This window comes from Kitasatospora sp. NPDC048540 (genome assembly GCF_040651175.1).
In the GTDB taxonomy this organism is placed as follows: Bacteria; Actinomycetota; Actinomycetes; order Streptomycetales; family Streptomycetaceae; genus Kitasatospora.
The window spans coordinates 1-15,964 of record NZ_JBEZIR010000167.1 but is presented as its reverse complement, the minus strand read 5'-3'; the positions used below and the strand labels follow the sequence as shown (position 1 = coordinate 15,964).

Annotated in this window: 9 protein-coding genes and 1 pseudogene; 7 read left to right on the top strand and 3 right to left on the bottom strand. The window is 67.7% G+C overall.

Features of this window, described 5'->3' with window-relative positions; translation table 11 throughout:
* Positions 1 to 530 precede the first annotated feature (530 nt).
* The 6 genes and pseudogenes from AB0D08_RS36920 (at position 531) to AB0D08_RS36895 (ending at position 11,501) form a co-directional block, all read left to right on the top strand.
* The gene (locus AB0D08_RS36920; RefSeq protein WP_359894712.1) at positions 531 to 3,089 is read left to right on the top strand and encodes a Helicase associated domain protein; all 2,559 of its coding nucleotides are present in this window, start codon (positions 531 to 533) and stop codon (positions 3,087 to 3,089) included.
* Between the two features lie 695 nt (positions 3,090 to 3,784).
* Positions 3,785 to 3,916 carry a hypothetical protein gene (locus AB0D08_RS36915; RefSeq protein WP_359894710.1) on the top strand — a complete coding sequence of 44 codons (132 nt, stop codon included), beginning with the start codon at positions 3,785 to 3,787 and terminating at the stop codon, positions 3,914 to 3,916.
* A gap of 576 nt (positions 3,917 to 4,492) precedes the next feature.
* Complete coding sequence (locus tag AB0D08_RS36910) at positions 4,493 to 4,708, top strand: hypothetical protein (RefSeq protein WP_359894708.1); 216 nt, start codon at positions 4,493 to 4,495, stop codon at positions 4,706 to 4,708.
* A gap of 2,186 nt (positions 4,709 to 6,894) precedes the next feature.
* On the top strand, positions 6,895 to 8,496 hold the full coding sequence (locus tag AB0D08_RS36905; protein ID WP_359894706.1) for a glycosyltransferase family 2 protein: 1,602 nt from the start codon (positions 6,895 to 6,897) through the stop codon (positions 8,494 to 8,496).
* Between the two features lie 103 nt (positions 8,497 to 8,599).
* Positions 8,600 to 9,344, top strand: a pseudogene (locus tag AB0D08_RS36900) (IS5 family transposase).
* Positions 9,345 to 9,548: 204 nt separating this feature from the next.
* Positions 9,549 to 11,501 (top strand): ThiF family adenylyltransferase, encoded by a 1,953-nt coding sequence (locus tag AB0D08_RS36895; protein WP_359894704.1) that lies wholly within the window; start codon positions 9,549 to 9,551, stop codon positions 11,499 to 11,501.
* A 189-nt stretch (positions 11,502 to 11,690) separates the two neighbouring features.
* On the opposite strand, the gene AB0D08_RS36890 is transcribed toward AB0D08_RS36895, so the two are convergent.
* Positions 11,691 to 12,800, bottom strand: a complete 1,110-nt coding sequence (locus AB0D08_RS36890) for a cyclic nucleotide-binding domain-containing protein (protein WP_033818586.1) — start codon at positions 12,798 to 12,800, stop codon at positions 11,691 to 11,693.
* 309 nt (positions 12,801 to 13,109) lie between these two features.
* Positions 13,110 to 13,550, bottom strand: a complete 441-nt coding sequence (locus AB0D08_RS36885; RefSeq protein ID WP_359894703.1) for a hypothetical protein — start codon at positions 13,548 to 13,550, stop codon at positions 13,110 to 13,112.
* Between the two features lie 575 nt (positions 13,551 to 14,125).
* Here AB0D08_RS36885 and AB0D08_RS36880 point away from each other — a divergent pair.
* Positions 14,126 to 14,845, top strand: coding sequence for a hypothetical protein (locus AB0D08_RS36880; protein WP_359894701.1), 720 nt, complete (start codon positions 14,126 to 14,128; stop codon positions 14,843 to 14,845).
* 26 nt (positions 14,846 to 14,871) lie between these two features.
* Here AB0D08_RS36880 and AB0D08_RS36875 read toward each other — a convergent pair whose 3' ends face one another.
* A complete protein-coding gene (locus AB0D08_RS36875; protein WP_359894699.1) occupies positions 14,872 to 15,342 on the bottom strand; it encodes an NUDIX hydrolase in 471 nt (156 codons plus the stop codon).
* Between the last annotated feature and the right edge of the window lie 622 nt (positions 15,343 to 15,964).

Here is a 15,964-nt window from a genome sequence, read left to right as displayed (position 1 = left end):
CCCCACGGTGTAGTTGGTCGGTGCGATGGCAAGGCCGTCCTCGTGGTCCCGCAGGACCTCCTTGAGCTTGTTCTTGGCCTCGGTCTTGGTCTTGCGCTCCGCTTCGCTCCGGCGGCCCCTGTGGTTGATCCCAGATCATGAGGTTGGTCTGGGCTTGTGGCTGAGGTGGGGTGAGGCTGGCTGGAGGGGGCGCGTGTGGGTTGGCTTCACTCCTGTTGGATTGGTCTAGTCCGCTGTCTAGGTCAGGGTTCCGGACTCGTGATGGGGTGGGTGCGCTACCCTGGCAGGGTGAGCAACGGCCCTCGGTGTATCAAGAGTATGCCGTCAGTAGATCCCGCCGAAACCGGGGACCGGTACTCGGGATTTTAGTGTTCGACGGTGTTCCTGACCGACTGCCTATATCCTGCCGGGTGGCCGCTTGCATTGGATTCTTTGGCCGGGCCTTCCGCGTGTATCAGCGGGGCAGTGTCGGCATTTCCCGTGTGATCTCGTGTGCGGGCTCGGAAATGGGTGAGGGGAGACGGGTTCTCGTGGACGTCGTACAGCTGGGCCTGACGGCCGTTCGGAGTGCCACCGGCGTCTCGCTGCGGGGGCACCAGGAGGAGGCGCTGGAGGCCATCGTGCGGGGCCTGACGCCCCGTCCCGGGCGGCCGGTGCCGCCAGGTGGTCTGCGGGTCACGGTGCAGATGGCCACCGGCTCGGGGAAGTCGTTCGTGGGGGCGGCGGCGGGGCAGAAGCTGGCACGGCAGGGCACGGTGCTGGTGGTGGTGCCGACGCTGGATCTGCTGGTGCAGATGATCGGCTCCTGGCGTGCCGCCGGCCGCTCCGGGGACATGCACGCTGTCTGCTCGTTGGTCGACTCCGAGCTGCCGGCCGGGGTGGGGGCGACGACCAGTCCGCTGATGATCGGCATGTGGCTGGAGCAGGCAGCCAGGCGCTGTAGGCCGGCCACGCTGTTCGCCACGTACACCTCGGTCGGGGCCGTGGCGGACGCCTACGCCTACTGGGCCGAGCAACGGGGTGAGGCGCTGGCACCGCTGGCCCTGATGGTCTGCGACGAGGCGCACCGGTCCTCGGGGAGTCTGGAGAAGAGCTGGACCATCGTTCACGACCAGGCGGAGATCCCGGCGGAGCGCCGGCTGTATATGACGGCGACGCCGCGGATCTGGGCTGCGCCGAGTGCGGCGATGCGGCGGCGTGAGGGCGCCCGTCAGCCGCTCCCGGAGGAGTTGGTCTGTTCCATGGCGGACCAGCGGGTCTTCGGCCCTCAGGTGGTATCCCTGGGGCTCGCCGAGGCCATCGACAGAAAGTTGTTGGCGCCCTTCGAGGTGGTGGTGCTGGAGTTGCGCGAGCCGCGCGCCGACCGCGTGGGCGCCGAGCGGCAGGGCGTGCCGTGGGGGCCGGGTGTCGGGGAAGCGCAGGATGGGAGCGGGGACGAGGTGCCGGCCGCGCATCTCGCCGCGATCCAGGCCGGCCTGATCAAGACCGTGGTCGAGCGGGACCTGCGGCGGTGCATCACCTTCCACAACCGCACGCTCGAGGCCCGCTACTTCTCCGAGACGCTGAACCAGACCGTCGAGAAACTGCACCTCGGCAACCCGCAGAAATACCCGGCCGAGATGTGGGCCCAGTGGCTTTCTGGCGAGCACGGAGTGGATTTCCGCAAGAGCGTCATCCACGACTTCGGACGGGGCGAGGAGCACGACGGCCTTAAACATCGAATCGTCTCTCAGTGTCGCATTCTTGGCGAGGGAGTCGACATCCCAAATGCAGACTCGGTCGTACTAAATGGCCGGGGCAGCATGGTAGATATTGTGCAGGCCATCGGCCGGGCCCTGCGTATCAAGCCCGGCGAGGGAAAGACGGCGAGCCTGATCGTGCCCATTTTCCTGGCGCACGGCGAGGAGCCGGGAGACATTCTGGAGTCGGACAGCTACGGTCCGCTTGTTCGAATCCTTACCGCGCTCCGCAGCCATGACGAGCGCGTGGTGGAGGCCCTTGCGGTCCCTCAGCAGTCCGGGAAGCGCACGAAGGGGCGCAGCGCTGAAGCTGCCATTTTGCCTGGTGATGGTGGGTCAGGTGAGGGTGGGTCGGGTGCGTTCACGTTGCCGGTGCGGTTCCAGACGCCAGTGGACGAGAACGTGCTGGCGCTGTTCATCGCGTCCCGGGTGCTGAGGGGCGAGAATCAGTACTGGCGGGAGGGCATCAATCACGCCAGGCGCTGGTTTGAGGAGACGGGTGGCCTCGATGTTCCCTATTCAGAAATGGCGGGAGAAGAGGGAAAGTTTCCGCTTGGCAAGTGGGTTTCAGATAGGCGTTCCGAGCATGCCGCGGGTGAATTGGTGCGTCATCGGGTGGAGATGCTGGATGCGCTCGGCATGATCTGGTCCGTGTCGGATGCGCGGTTCGAGGCCGGCCTGGCCTGGGCGCGGGTCTGGGCCGAGGAACACGGTGGCAGCCTGGCAGCGCCCGCACGGGCCTCTATCGGGTCCTATCCGATCGGGACCTGGTTGTCAGAACTGAGAGCTGCGGCCCAGGGGCCCGCAGGCGAACCGGGGGCGCTCGCGCCGGAGCGGTGGGCCGCGCTGGAGGAGATCGACCCGTGGTGGTGCCCTACCTGGCCCATCGTCTGGCAGCGCACGTACAGCGTGGCGCGGATGTGGTGGCTGGAGTTGGACGGCCGCGTGGACTGGGCGCAGCTGCCCGAGGAGACGGTGTTCGAGGGCGAGCAGCTCGGCAGGTGGGTGGTGGTGCAGCGGGCTGGCCTGCCCGGCTTGGAAGCCGAGCAGCAGGAGCTGCTGGCCGCGATCGGCATCGAGGAGGACCCGGAGCTGGTGGCGGCGAAGGCCGCGGCGGAGGCGAAGCCGAAGGTCTCCCGCTCCGACCGGTTCCAGCTCCACTTGGCTGCCTTGGCGGAGTTCGTCCGGGAGCATGGCCACGCGCGGCCCGCCCGCACCTACAGGAGTTCTGACGGCCTGTCATTGGGTGCGTGGACGAACAACACCAAGGCACGGCGGGCCAAACTGAGTGCGGAGCAGCTCGCGCAGCTCGCTGCGCTCGGTGTCGAGTGGGCGGTGGAGGGGGTGTAGGCGACACGGATGGGCGGTGGTCGGCCTGCTTCACCCTTGATGGTGGCTGTTGTTCGGAAGGCTGGGGTCATGGGTTTGGAATCTTCGGTGCGGCTCCGCTGGCTGGTGAGACGGTCTGGTCGTTGATGGGACGGGTCGCTGAGCGGTACGGCGTGCCGGTGGCTGAGCTGCGGGCATCGTGGGGGTGGAAGGGCCAGCCGCCGTGCTCTCCCGGGGTCAGTGGGGTCCGCCCCGACGTCGAGGTCCTCCTGGACCCCGTCGGCCAAGACCTGCTGGTCGCGGTGTGTCGCGCTGGCCGACGCGTCCTGGAGCAGGCCCTGCCTGCCTGGTCGGCCGGGCCGGGAGCCTTCGCTCAAGTGTCGCCAGGCGGGCGGCCCCGGGCTCGGTGGCGACTGGGGGGAGTACATGGTCCGGTCGCGTACGCGTGCCGGCTGTGCACGGCTGGGCGAACTGGTCAGGACGTGGCGGCCGCGCGGTACCGCGAGAGGTGGCAGCGGGTCTGCCTGTGGCATGGGCGGTGGCTGTTGGGCGCGGGTGGTGGCCATGGCCTGGAGCGCCTCGGCCTCGCGGACTGTCCGGAGATCGCGGTGGCGCAGCGGCGGTGACCGGTGGTGGCTGGTGGTGGCCGGCGGCGCAGCGGCGGTGGCCGGTGGTGGCCGGGCGGGCGGTGGCGGTTGGGGGTGGAGCCGGGGGCGGTGTTCTCGGTGGCGGGGGCGGTGGTGTGCCAGTGGTGGGGCCAGGCGCTCGGGTGGGAGCGGGTGCTGCAGGGGTTCGCCCGGTACGGGGACGGGACGGCGATGCTGGCCGGCTGCTCCGGTTCCCCTTGAGGCGGGCGGGGTGGCGGCGCAGCGGGCAGCCGCGGCGGTGGAGCAGGCGTGTGCGCGGGTGGGGTGGGTGTACCGGCGGCTGCGGGTGCCGGATCCGGTGGTGGTGGGCAGTGTGCGGTGGCTGGCGGGGTAGCGGCATCCGCGTTTTCGCGGCGCAGCGGAGGTGGAGGAGGCGGTGTTGGGGGCGTTCTCGTGTCCGCTGCCGCTGGTGGCGGGGGTGCGGGCGGTGGGTAATCCGCTGGTGGTACTGCCGGTGGTCTATCACGCGTTGTGGGCGCACCGTTGCGGGTGCTGTTGGATCGGCCGCTGCACGGCGGGGCGATCGTCAGTCCGGACCTGGCCTGGGCCGGTCCCGGGTCTGGGGCTGCTGCTGGGGTTGGGGTTGGTACCGGGTCTGGGGCTGCTGCTGGGGTTGGGGTTGGTACCGGGTCTGGGGCTGCTGCTGGGGTTGGGGTTGGTACCGGGTCTGGGGCTGTCGACGACGGCCGGGCCGGTGGTGGCAATCCTTGGTGGCGGTGGTGGCGTGAACACGGGTGCGGGGGTGGGGTGGTGAGCCGGGCGGCGGGGAGGCGGCCGGTGCTGGCGGTGGGTGCGCACGTGGTCTTCGAGGGCCGGACCTGGCAGGTCGTCGGTGTGCTCGGACAGCAGGTGCGGCTGGTCGACGATCAGGGGGGTGCGGCGACGCTGCTGGCGAACTACCTGTTCGCCGCCGACGGCTTTGCCCTGGTTGGCGAGACGCCGGCGGCGGTGCCGCAGTGGGGGCTGTTCGTGACGGTGCCGCTGCGCGAGTAGGAGCGGGCCCTGGCTTGGCAGCGCCACGTCCGGGAGGTGGAGACCGGGCGGCTCGAGGTGGCAGGTGGGCTCGGGTGGGAGCCGAGACCGGAGTACGACCACGGCCACCCGCACCCTGGCCCAGCGTGAGCTGGCCAAGGTGCAGGAGCCGACCGCGGTGGGGTTCGGGAAGATCTCGCGCACCCCTGTGCGGCGTATGCGCCTGGAGTACCGCGAGAAGGGCCTTTGGGGGCTGGTGGACCACCGCCACCACCCGCACCTGCAGCCCGGCAGGGCACGCGGACGAGCGGGTGGTGGTGGTCCTGGAGGCGATGCGGCGCCAGGGCGGCCGCCCCAAGGGCACCGTCAAAGGGGCTGCGGCGGCTGACTGCGCGGGTGCTGGAGGAACGGCACGGGCCCGGCAGCGTGCGGGTGCCGCCGATGGCGACGTTCTACCGGCTGGTGAGCGTGCTGTGCTGGCCGATCCCGGTGAGCGGCCAGGCAACCCGGCCCGCACCGCCCACAGACCCGCCCGTCCCTTCCGCCCGACCCAGAACCTGCGGCCCAGGGAACAGGTCATGCTCGACACCACCCGCCCTGGATGTCTTCACGGTCTTCGACAACGGGACCACCGGCCGGCCCAAGCTGACAATCACCCACAACACCGTGCCGGCCTGCTGGAGGAACCGGCGGAAGAAACGCCTTGGCGGCAGCCCTGTCGCGGCGGTTTTGCACCAGGACGTACAGCAGGTGCCGCCCCAGGCATCGCGCTCCAGGTCCGCCACCGCCTGCTGACGGTTGGCCAGCGCCCCTGGTCCTGCGTCGGTGACGACCAGGGCGGCGGGCGGGTAGCCGGCCCGGGTGTGGCCGGGCCGGGTCCGGCGCCACCAATGGACCACCCGGCCGGCCGGTTCCTCGTCGGCCGGTGCCGGGTCGGTGCTTCACCTTCGTGCGGAACAGCTCGCGGTAGGCGTGCACTTCGCAGCCACTCGCTCCGGCGGCACGGTGGAGCGGTCGACTTCCACCACCAGCACCGGGACCCCTATCTCCGGGGCCTGCCACACCGCGTCCGGCCTCACCTTCCGGCGGCCGCCCGGCAGCACGAACTCCACCTCCGTCGCCCGGGGCGTCCGACGCGGTGCCGCCCCGCACGAAGGCCAGCACCGTCCCGTTCACCGCCATCGGGTGCTGCGCACCGGAGTGCCCGGCACCCCGGGCCGTTGAACCCATGTCGGGGCCCTGAGGGGAATGCTTTCGTTCCCCTTGTTACGGCCTTTGGCGCCGAGTTCCGCCCTCGGAGAGGCAGATACCGTCGTATACCACGTTTGTCGCCGAGGCCGAAGGGGCCCCTCATGAACGGCTTCCCTTTCTCGCCGTGCCCCGGTCGGTGGACCACGGCAGCACGGCGCGGCGTTGCCTTCCTCGCCGCGATCCTGACCATGCCCACCCCCGCGCACGCAGTCACCGACGTCGCATGTGACACCGCCTCACCGCATCCGTGAACACCGCCGACACCAACGGCGTAGGCACCGCCATCGCCGTCAGCGGCAACAGCGCCACCGTCCAAGGTGCCCCCAGTGCCCTTTCCCTCCAGTCGACATCGCCGACCAAGACATCCTCAACCTCAACCGGGCCGACCTCACCGTCGGAGGAGGCGCACTACGCGTGGGAGCGCGCCTCCCTGTCGAGAACGGAGGACCGTCTCGGAATCCCCGATCACCCTCACCGGAGACCCAACCGACGAGACCGGCGGTATCACGAACGCCACCGGCGCAACCACCGACCTCGACAACCGCACTGTCAGCGGCAACACTGCCGCCCCGGCCAACGGTTCCGGAACTCTCACCGCTCCCAGCTCCAGCGATGGAATACCGCGGCACCAGGAGGAAACCTGAAAACGTGAATAATTTAATGAATTCGAGCAGATATTATCCGGCCGACCGGCAGGGAAATGTCGAGGCGAAGGATGGAGGAATGATGTGAAATTTTACCACCGGGCCGTGGACGCCGGCGTTGCAGTTCCGCCGCGCAGCCGCGCCACGCCGGACTTGTGGGTTCGCCGATGAACGGTCTCATTTCTGATCTCGATGCCCACGCTCCAGCATCAACTCCTCTCCAAATACCGCCTCTGCCCCGAGCGCCCACTCATTGGAAATTCATGAAAACTAACGCTGCTGCCGAACCGCCGACCCGCCACGGAGGTGGCCATGAAAACCATCAGACACTGCTCGCACAACTCCACCAAAGAGACCGCAGAGGTCACCATGAATCGCCAGGAGAATTCCGCACCAAGGCCGGCCGACAAGGGTAGTGACGCCACACGGGAACGGAATCCAATATTCGTCGACATGACGGGACGCCGGCGGCGGATCATCTGGCTGGTGTGCGGCATTATCGCGGCCATCGCCATAGCATTCACCGAACCTCTCCTCAGATCAGTCGACTCATTCTTGGGCGTCTTTAACTGGATTTTGATCCTTGCTGCCGGATTGGTGATATTTCGACTGGTCGTGGTGGAAGTCTGCGCTACTCACCATCTACTCGCAGCCCGCAGGTCGCCGCACTTGTCACAGAGCTCAACCTTCCTCGGCCCCGTCTCCATTGTGGTTCCGGCATACAACGAGGAGGCTGGAATAGAACATACTCTGCGCTCCCTTGCCGCGAGCACTCATCCAGAATTGGAGATAATAGTTGTGGATGACGGGTCCACCGACCGGACGGTAGAAATTGCTCGGGGTCTCGAAATTCCCGCGGTTTCCATCATTCAGCAACCGAACTCCGGGAAAGCGACCGCATTGAATACTGGAATCGCTGCCTCCCACCACGAAATCTTGATCCTCGTCGATGGCGATACTGTTTTCGAGCCGGATGCAGTCGATCACCTCGTGAGACCCCTTATCGACCCGCGCATAGGAGCAGTCAGCGGCAACACCAAAGTAGGAAATAGGAAGGGTCTCATCGGACGCTGGCAGCACGTCGAGTACGTCGTTGGTTTCAACCTTGACCGCAGAATGTTCGAACTTCTAGAATGCATGCCAACGGTCCCAGGGGCCATAGGTGCATTCCGCCGGCAGGTACTGGAAAGTGTTGGCGGGTTCAGTGCTGACACACTTGCCGAGGACACCGACATCACGATGGCGATATGCCGTAGTGGCTGGCGAGTGGTTTACCAACCACGGGCCATTGCCTGGACGGAAGCACCCGCCACATTTCACCAACTATGGTTGCAACGATACCGATGGTGCTATGGGACGTTCCAGTCCGCCTGGAAGCACAGGCGCGCACTGATCGAACGCGGCCCAAGCGGTAAATTGGGGCGCAGGGGAATTATGTACATCGTCCTGTACCAGCTCCTTATGCCACTGCTGGCCCCCGCAGTGGACATCTACACGATCTATGGGCTAATATTCCTGGATCCAGTCAATGTACTCATCGTCTGGTCCATTTATACGGCGCTTCAGGTTGCAAGCTGTGGCCGCGCCCTGCGGCTGGACGGAGAGTCATTGGGAACTTTGTGGAGCGTCCCCCTTAGGCATATCGTATATCGCCAGCTGCTCTATCTGGTGGTAATTAGATCCGTTTTTGCAGCTATACTCGGAAGTCGGTTGCACTGGCACCGGCTCGAGCGCCATGGGTCGGCTGGTGCGGCGCGTGATTCTGATCGACCCGCTCCACGCGAGGCAACCCGCGCTCTGACGGAGCCCGGTTCGCTCTGGCCGATCCCGCGACCTGGCATGATCCCGGCAGCGCCGACGAGCACATCACCCAGCACCACAGCACCGCTCGGGCCCGAACGCGACAGAAGATGATCATCGGAGGGACGCGACAACCCCAGACGACAGGTCTGTCAGAGCCGTCCCGGCTACCCGGGTGACTGCCCGGGCAGCCGGGTCGTTGGGTCGGTCATGGGAAGTGGTGGGTGAGGCTGGGTCGTCGCTCCTGACTGACGGTTCGTGGGATTTGGTGGAGCCGTTGCTTCCGGCGGCACGGGTGCGGCCGCAGGGCGGCGGCACGGCGAACCTGGACGACGAGGCGGTGTTCGCCGCGATCGTCCACGTGCTGACGACCAGGTGTGCGTGGAGGTATCTGCCGCCGTGCTTCGGCTTGTCGAAGTCGACGGTGCACCGCCGCTTCACGATCTGGACCAGGAACGGGCTGTGGGGCCGGCTGCGGCGGGCGATGCTGGAGCGTCTGGTGGCCGCGGACATACTGGATGTGTCGCGGGTGATCGCCGACTCGGTGCACGTGCGCGCGAAAAATGGGGCACTCACACCGGTCCCAGCCCCGTCGGCCGGGGCAAACCCGGCTCCGAAGTGCACGTCCTGTCCGACCGGGCAGGGCTGCCTCTCGTCGTCGGCATCTCCGCCGGCAACGTCCATGACCAGCACTGCCTGATCCCGCTGGTCCAGGCCCTCCAGGCGAAACACGACCCGGAACGGGACCTGTACTACAAACCGCGCAAGGTCCACGCGGACAAAGCCTACGACAGCCCCGGACTGCGGAAATGGCTCCGCCGACAGCAGAGCCATGGCCTGGCTCACCGGCTACCGCCGCATCGCCCGCCGCTACGAACGCAACCACCTGCTCTACCTGGCATTTCTACGACCTCGCCGCCGTCATCACATGCCACAAACGACTGGCCAAGCTCACCACGTAGGACATCGTCTCAAGGGCCATACATGGATGCCCCCGGAGCCCGCCTCGTCTGCCCTTCGGGCTGCCACCTGGGCCCATCCGCGATCAGGACCGCCATGCGAAGGTGGCTGCTCCCACCGGTGTCCTGCCCCGACTGTCCTCCCACGCGGCGCGCGGGCAGAGGGCTCCGGCACGCGGAGGCACACGAACCCACGGGAGCTGACGGATGCAGCAGGAACCGGCCTTCGAGTACGACACGGCCTTCTCCCGAAACCTCGGCTGGGTGACCGCCGAGGAGCAGCAGCAGTTGCGCTCCAAGCGGGTGGCCATCGCGGGCATGGGCGGGGTCGGCGGCTTCCACCTGCTCACCCTCGCCCGCCTGGGCGTCGGAGCCTTCACCATCGCCGACTTCGACACCTTCGACCTGGTGAACTTCAATCGGCAGGCCGGGGCCCTCATGTCGAACATCGGCCGCCCGAAGGCCGAGACGATGGCTCAGGCCGCGCTGGACATCAATCCCGGGCTGAAGCTCTCAGTCTTCCCCGAGGGGATGGACCCTCAGGATCCGGCCGCCTTCCTCGAAGGGGCCGACCTCTACGTCGACTCCCTGGACTTCTTCGCCTTCGAGGCGCGCCGGTCCGTCTTCGCACACTGCGCCCGCCACGGGATCCCGGCCGTCACTGCGGCACCGCTCGGCATGGGTGCCGCACTGTTGTGCTTCATGCCGGGTGGGATGACGTTCGAGGAGTACTTCCGCTTCGAGGGGCACGACGAGGACGAGCAGGCCCTGAGATTCATGCTGGGCCTTTCGCCCGCGGGCGTGCATTCCCGCTATCTGGTCGACCCCAGCCGGGTCGATCTGGCCGGACGACGCGGACCGTCGACGGTGATGGCGTGTCAGCTGTGTGCCGGCGTCGCGGGCAGCCAAGCACTCAAGATCCTCCTCGGCCGGGGAAAGATCGTGGCCGCACCCCGCGGACTCGTCTTCGACGCCTACGAGAACCGGATCAGACGAACCTGGCGGCCGGGCGGCAACCGCAACCCGGTGCAACGTCTGTCTCTCGCCGTCGGGCGTCGCCGCCTGGCTGCCCTGGCGCAGAGGCCGTCGCCGGCCCCGAGCCCTCACACCCCCGTCGAGCAGGTCCTGGACACGGCCCGCTGGGCCCCCAGCGGCGACAACTCACAGCCCTGGCGCTTCACCGTGACCGGGCCGGACCGTTGCACCATCCGCGGGTTCGACGCACGCGAGCACGACGTCTACGACATGGACGGCTGGCCGAGCCAGATGTCAGTGGGCGGGCTCCTGGAGACCGTACGGATCGCCGCGAGCGGTCTCGGACTGCGTGCCGACATCCGCCGCATCGACGGCTCGGGCCGCGACCTACTGTTCGATGTGGGTCTGGCTTCCTCGGAGGAGACGCCTGATGAGTTGTACCCCTACCTCCGCCGCCGCACCGTCCAGCGGCGGCCACTGAGCAGGCGGCCGCTGACGCTGCCGGAGAAGAGCAAACTCGAGGAGGCCGTCGCACCGGGCTTCAGCGTGCTCTGGCTCGAAGGGAAACAACGCCGGCGGATGGCCGCCGTGAACTCCCGAACGTGCAAGCTCCGCCTCACCATCCCGGAGGCATACGAGACTCACCGCAAGGCCATCACCTGGGGCACGGGCTCCAGCGAGGAAGGCATGCCCGCCGGTTCGCTCGGCCTGGACCCGGTCACGGTCCGACTGACCCGTACCCTCATGGCCAGTTGGCGCAGGGTGGACTTCGCCAACACCTATCTGGGCGGCACACTGATACCGCGCCTGGAACTCGAGGTGGCACCCGCGTTGGCCTGCGGCGCCCACTTCGCACTGCTGGGCCACACCGCGCCACGGACGGTCGAGGACCATCTGGCCGCCGGAGCCGCCATGCAGCGGTTCTGGCTCACCGCTACCTCCATCGGCCTGCAGATGCAGCCCAACCTGGCTCCGCTGATCTTCTCCTCCTATGCCGTCAACGGCCGTGCCTTCACGACGGATCGAAAGGGCTTCGAGCAGGCCCAGGAGGTCTCGGAACGCCTCCGGGCGCTGCTACCGGGGCGGACGCTGGACCGCACCGTCTTCCTGGGGCGGATCGGCGCAGGTCCGCCCGCCAGAGCGAGGTCGATGCGGCTTCCGATGGACCGCCTGCTCGAACCCTGATGTCCTGAACGCGTACCTTCCCGAAGGACCGGGCGGCGGATGAAGAATGCCGTCCATCGGCCGGCGCGCCCGACGAGGCGGGCTTGGCCGTCAAGCCCGGCCGATGACCTACGAGCACGGCCCCAAGCCGACCTCGACCCGGGCCTGACAGCGATTGCCCACCTCGCACCGGGCCCAAGGACGCAGCAGTCAGCGGAACCCGTCGGTCTCCTTCACACCCACCCCCGGCCCGGGCGCTGCGGGGGTGTTGAGCCGGGAAGCGAGCAACCGGCCCAGATTCATGGCGAGGCGTGCGGCGGTACGCGGATGGGTGTCCAGGAGCTGGTTCAGGGTACTTCGGGACAGGGCGAGGATGCGGGCGGTCTCGCTTGCGACGATGACGTCTGCGGTACGCCGGCCGAGGAAGAACGCGGCTTCGCCGAACAGCTCGCCGCCGCCGAGCTCGATGACGCGGCCGTCGGGCAACACCACGTGCGCTGCTCCTTGGAGGATGACGAAAAGATTGCTGGTCCCGTGGCCTTCCCGGATCAAGGCGTCACCTTCACAGGCCTCGATGACGCTGCTCTTCTCCATGATCTTGCGACGCTCCTCGGCGGTCATGCCGCCGAAGACACTGAGCCTGTGATCGGGCCGATCGATGATCGCCGGCGCATGTTCGTCCAAGTCGTCGGCGGTGTCCTCGACCACGTGGTCCTGCCCGGACGCGAGGATGTATGCGGCGATCTCACGGCCGCGAGCTCGGTCCCAGCACCCACCAGCGGCCCGTAGTAGTGACAGGACCGGTGACCCGACGGATTCGAGGTGGTCGAGGTCATCGATGACGAGGACCAGAGGGATCACCAGCCCGGCTTCGGGGAAACTGGCGTTCGGTTTGTAGGGGCGGAAGCCCAGCCGCTGGTAGTTGCCCAGAAGGTGCGGCATGCAATCGCAGAACGCGAGCTTGACCTCCTCACTCGCCCAGTACCGTGCCACCTCGGCGAACAGGTCGATCCGGACGGCCGAGGCCTGGCGGTCCTCGCGGATGGCGAAGGCATCGATAATGGTGGTGCGTTCGATCGGCGCGACCGCTGAGAACGCCTGTGGCGCGAAGACCTGGATCTCGGATTCGGTATAGGGGCCGAGCATGGCGTGGCGGATGCGGAGAGTTCCCACGACCTGGCCGTCCTCGACGGCGTACAGGACCCGCGACTGGTGGTCTGCGGGAAGCGGGAGCAGTTTTCCCCGGTGGTCCGCGGTGGGCCGGTCCGCTCCAAGCCTCTCGACGTACGACTGGTAGCGCAGCCTCTCCACGGCACGCATCTGTTCTGCGCTCTCGGCGAGGTGTACCCCGTCGGACTCGACGACTATGACCGATCACCTCCGGGACCAACGAGTGCTGAGTTTCGCGTGATTGGAACCATCTTCAGTGATGTCGCAGCGCATCGACTTCGCCGGCTCCGGTAACGGCCTCATCGGGCAGCCCAGGGTGCCCATCCGTGGGCGGCTCCGCCGGGGTGTCGGCGGCGGTCGACCGTGGTTCTGCGTCGTCTCGACGAACTGCGACCGGTCAACGGCGAGTGGCCGTGGGGTTACGGGTCCGCCGGGTCCGCGAGGCGCGGCTGTCGGTTCTCAGAACCCGTCTCTTGACCTGGACCTACCATGACCGCTTTCCGGATCTCTGCGCGGAGGACCGGCAACCCCGCCCCGGGAACCGGCCGCCCTGCCGTTCGTCATGCCCTTCGTCATGCCGGCGAATCTTGCCACGTCATGATCGGTGACCGGCCGCTCATCTCCAGGGCCGATGTTGACGATGTCCATCCCAGGCACCGGAGGCGGCGTACGAGCGTCGACCGCCTGCCAGCGATGATTCCACCCGCCTCCACCCGCCATCCAGGCATCGAGGCGTTCGGAGAAGATCCTGCCCTGCGAATTCTCGGTCGAGGCGGCCGCAACAGCCGACTGGAGGCGGGCGGACTCGGCTCTAGCCCAGTCGGACAGCCCGACCGATGTGTTGATGGCAGAGTCAAGTTTGGCACGAGCAATTCGAAGCAATCCGATCTGACGGCTCATCTGGGGCTCCAGCTCCACCAGGACCAGAGGTGTCACGGGAAATGGCAGCCGGTCGTGTCACTGTGACGTCCGCAGGGGCTGTCCCGGCCCGGTCGGTGCGGGACGCCGGTGGCCGCATCCGGGAGCCGGGACGGGTGTGGGCCGAAGCCGGACCGGAGCGTGGGCCGGCCGACCGTTGACCGACCGGGCACGGCGAACCAGCGTATGCCCATGCGATCCGTGGTCCACGGACAGCGGATCCACCTCCGGCCCGCTGCCGCCGGCATCCGGTATCGGGAGTTCCATTGGGGTTCCTCACTCGCGCCGGTACGGGAGCCCGATGGCCGGCCGCCCCCTGATGGAACATCAATCTCATTGACCCGGTGGCACATGCGCGCCGAAGTGCATCGCCGTGCACTCTACAAACAACTTCCTTAAGGTCTTCCTGAGAGTTCCTGATGCCTCCCCTAGGGATTCCCGAAGACCTCCGCCCGCACGGCGCAGCGTGCGGGCGGTTTTGCAGGCCACTGGGTCCGGGTGGGAACCCTGCCGGACCCGGTGGGCGTTCGTCGGTGGACGGGGAGGGAGCAAATAATATGGACGGGAGTCAGTTCCAGCGTCCGGCGCCGATGTGGTTCGAACGCTACCTACGCGAGCGCGGATATCCCTTCACGAGGGAGCCCGGCCTTGCCACTGCTGCCGGACCTGGCTGTGTGGTCAGTGTTGCGGGGCGCACCGTGGCCTGTGCGGTGATGGGGAGCGGAGGTGCTTTCGACCTCACCGCGCTGCTGGACGGATTCGAGGATGCGGCCCACCGACTGGGGAGTGCACGCTACCGCGGTACGCCGTGTGTGATCGTTGTGGAGTGCAGCGCGGGCGGCTGGCTGCACTCGACGGCAGACATCTGCCGTCGGCTCAACAGGCTGCTGCACGGCGACATTCCCAGGGAACTCCACGACACCCCGGACGTGCCCTGGTCTCCCCGTGGCGACGAGCGCCCGGAGCAGCGGCTGGCGGACGCCTACCCGCACATCAGCGCGGTCGCGGTCATGGCCCGCAACAGCCATGCCAGTCAGTGGCTTCGGACCCGGATCGTGCCGCCGCCCAAAGGCCTCGACTCCCATCAGGGATGGTTGCACACCGTGATCACCGAGATCGGCCGAGCCCCCCGGGGCGGCTTCCTTTCCGTGGACACACTTGAGACGTTGGGCCGCAACGCCTCGCCCCTGCCCGGTGAGATCTTCGACGGTCCCACGGATCGTCGGTGGATCCCCGACGCATTCGGCGACTGCATCGAGGCTTCTGGGCGGGACTGAGCTACGCTCCCGTGATCGTCACCCGATCAGTGGCCGCTCCGGAGGCACTCCGTCGTATCCAGCTCGACGATCAGCCGAGACCAGACGGCCGCGAATCCGGGGTGAAGGCGCAGCGAGTCGATCTCTGATGGGGTGCACCACCGGTGTGCGGTGCCTTCGCGGTCGCCACGGTGGTGGCCGAACGGCTCCGTGACGTCCGCGATGATGGTGTGATATGCCCATCCGCCGTGATCATCGGCGGAGATGAGGACGGGGCGCATCGTCGGAACGCTGCCGAGTTCCTCGGCGAACTCCCTGCAGGCTCCGTCCCACGGGCTCTCACCGGCTTTGAGTGCGCCTCCGGGAACGCTCCAGGTCCGGCCGTGATGGACCCGCCAGGATCGGCGCTGGAGCAGGAATCGGGGCCCTCGACGCAACAGAAGACCTGCGGCACCGTGCGGCCCCCAGTGGCGGCAACCGCGTTGGTCCCTGACATATCCGTGGCTGCTGTCGGCCATGACGCCTCCTCAGGACAAGACCTTTTCTCCGGCGGACGGGGCTGGCAGGTGAAGGCCGCTGGTGGGATCGGCCGCCCTGCCGCGCGCACCCCCACGATGGCATCCTGCGTCCCCCGGGGCGGGTGTTCCGGAACATCGACGCCCCTCCTGGAGACTTCCGGAGAGGCTGAACCGGACCGACCCCCGTCAGTCCGGCACACGCGGCGGCGCCGTCCGGCTGCGGGCTCGTCGGCGCCGGGTGGAGGGGAGCGTCGGAGTGCGTGATCGGCCTCACGAACGGGTTGCGCGGCGGGGCAAGATGGCAAGTCCTGGAACCTCGGCAACCTCAATTCCGGCACCACCACCCTCACCATCACCCCCAGTCACCTGCCTGGATGCGGCATCGACCTGCAGAGCGGTGTGGGCAGTACCGACACTCACTCAACCGAGGGCCCAGCACGGAGTCTGACGCGCGACATCGATCCCTGCGGGTGCCGCTGGTGGCGCCGGGAGCGTCAGCGGGAGCGCGAGTCGCGGTGGGGGCGGAACAGGACCGGCAGCAGCGAGAGCAGGACGACCGCCCCCACCAGCAGCCACAGGTAGTGGTCGATCCCCGGGACGGCCGCGCCCAGCCAGTACCCCG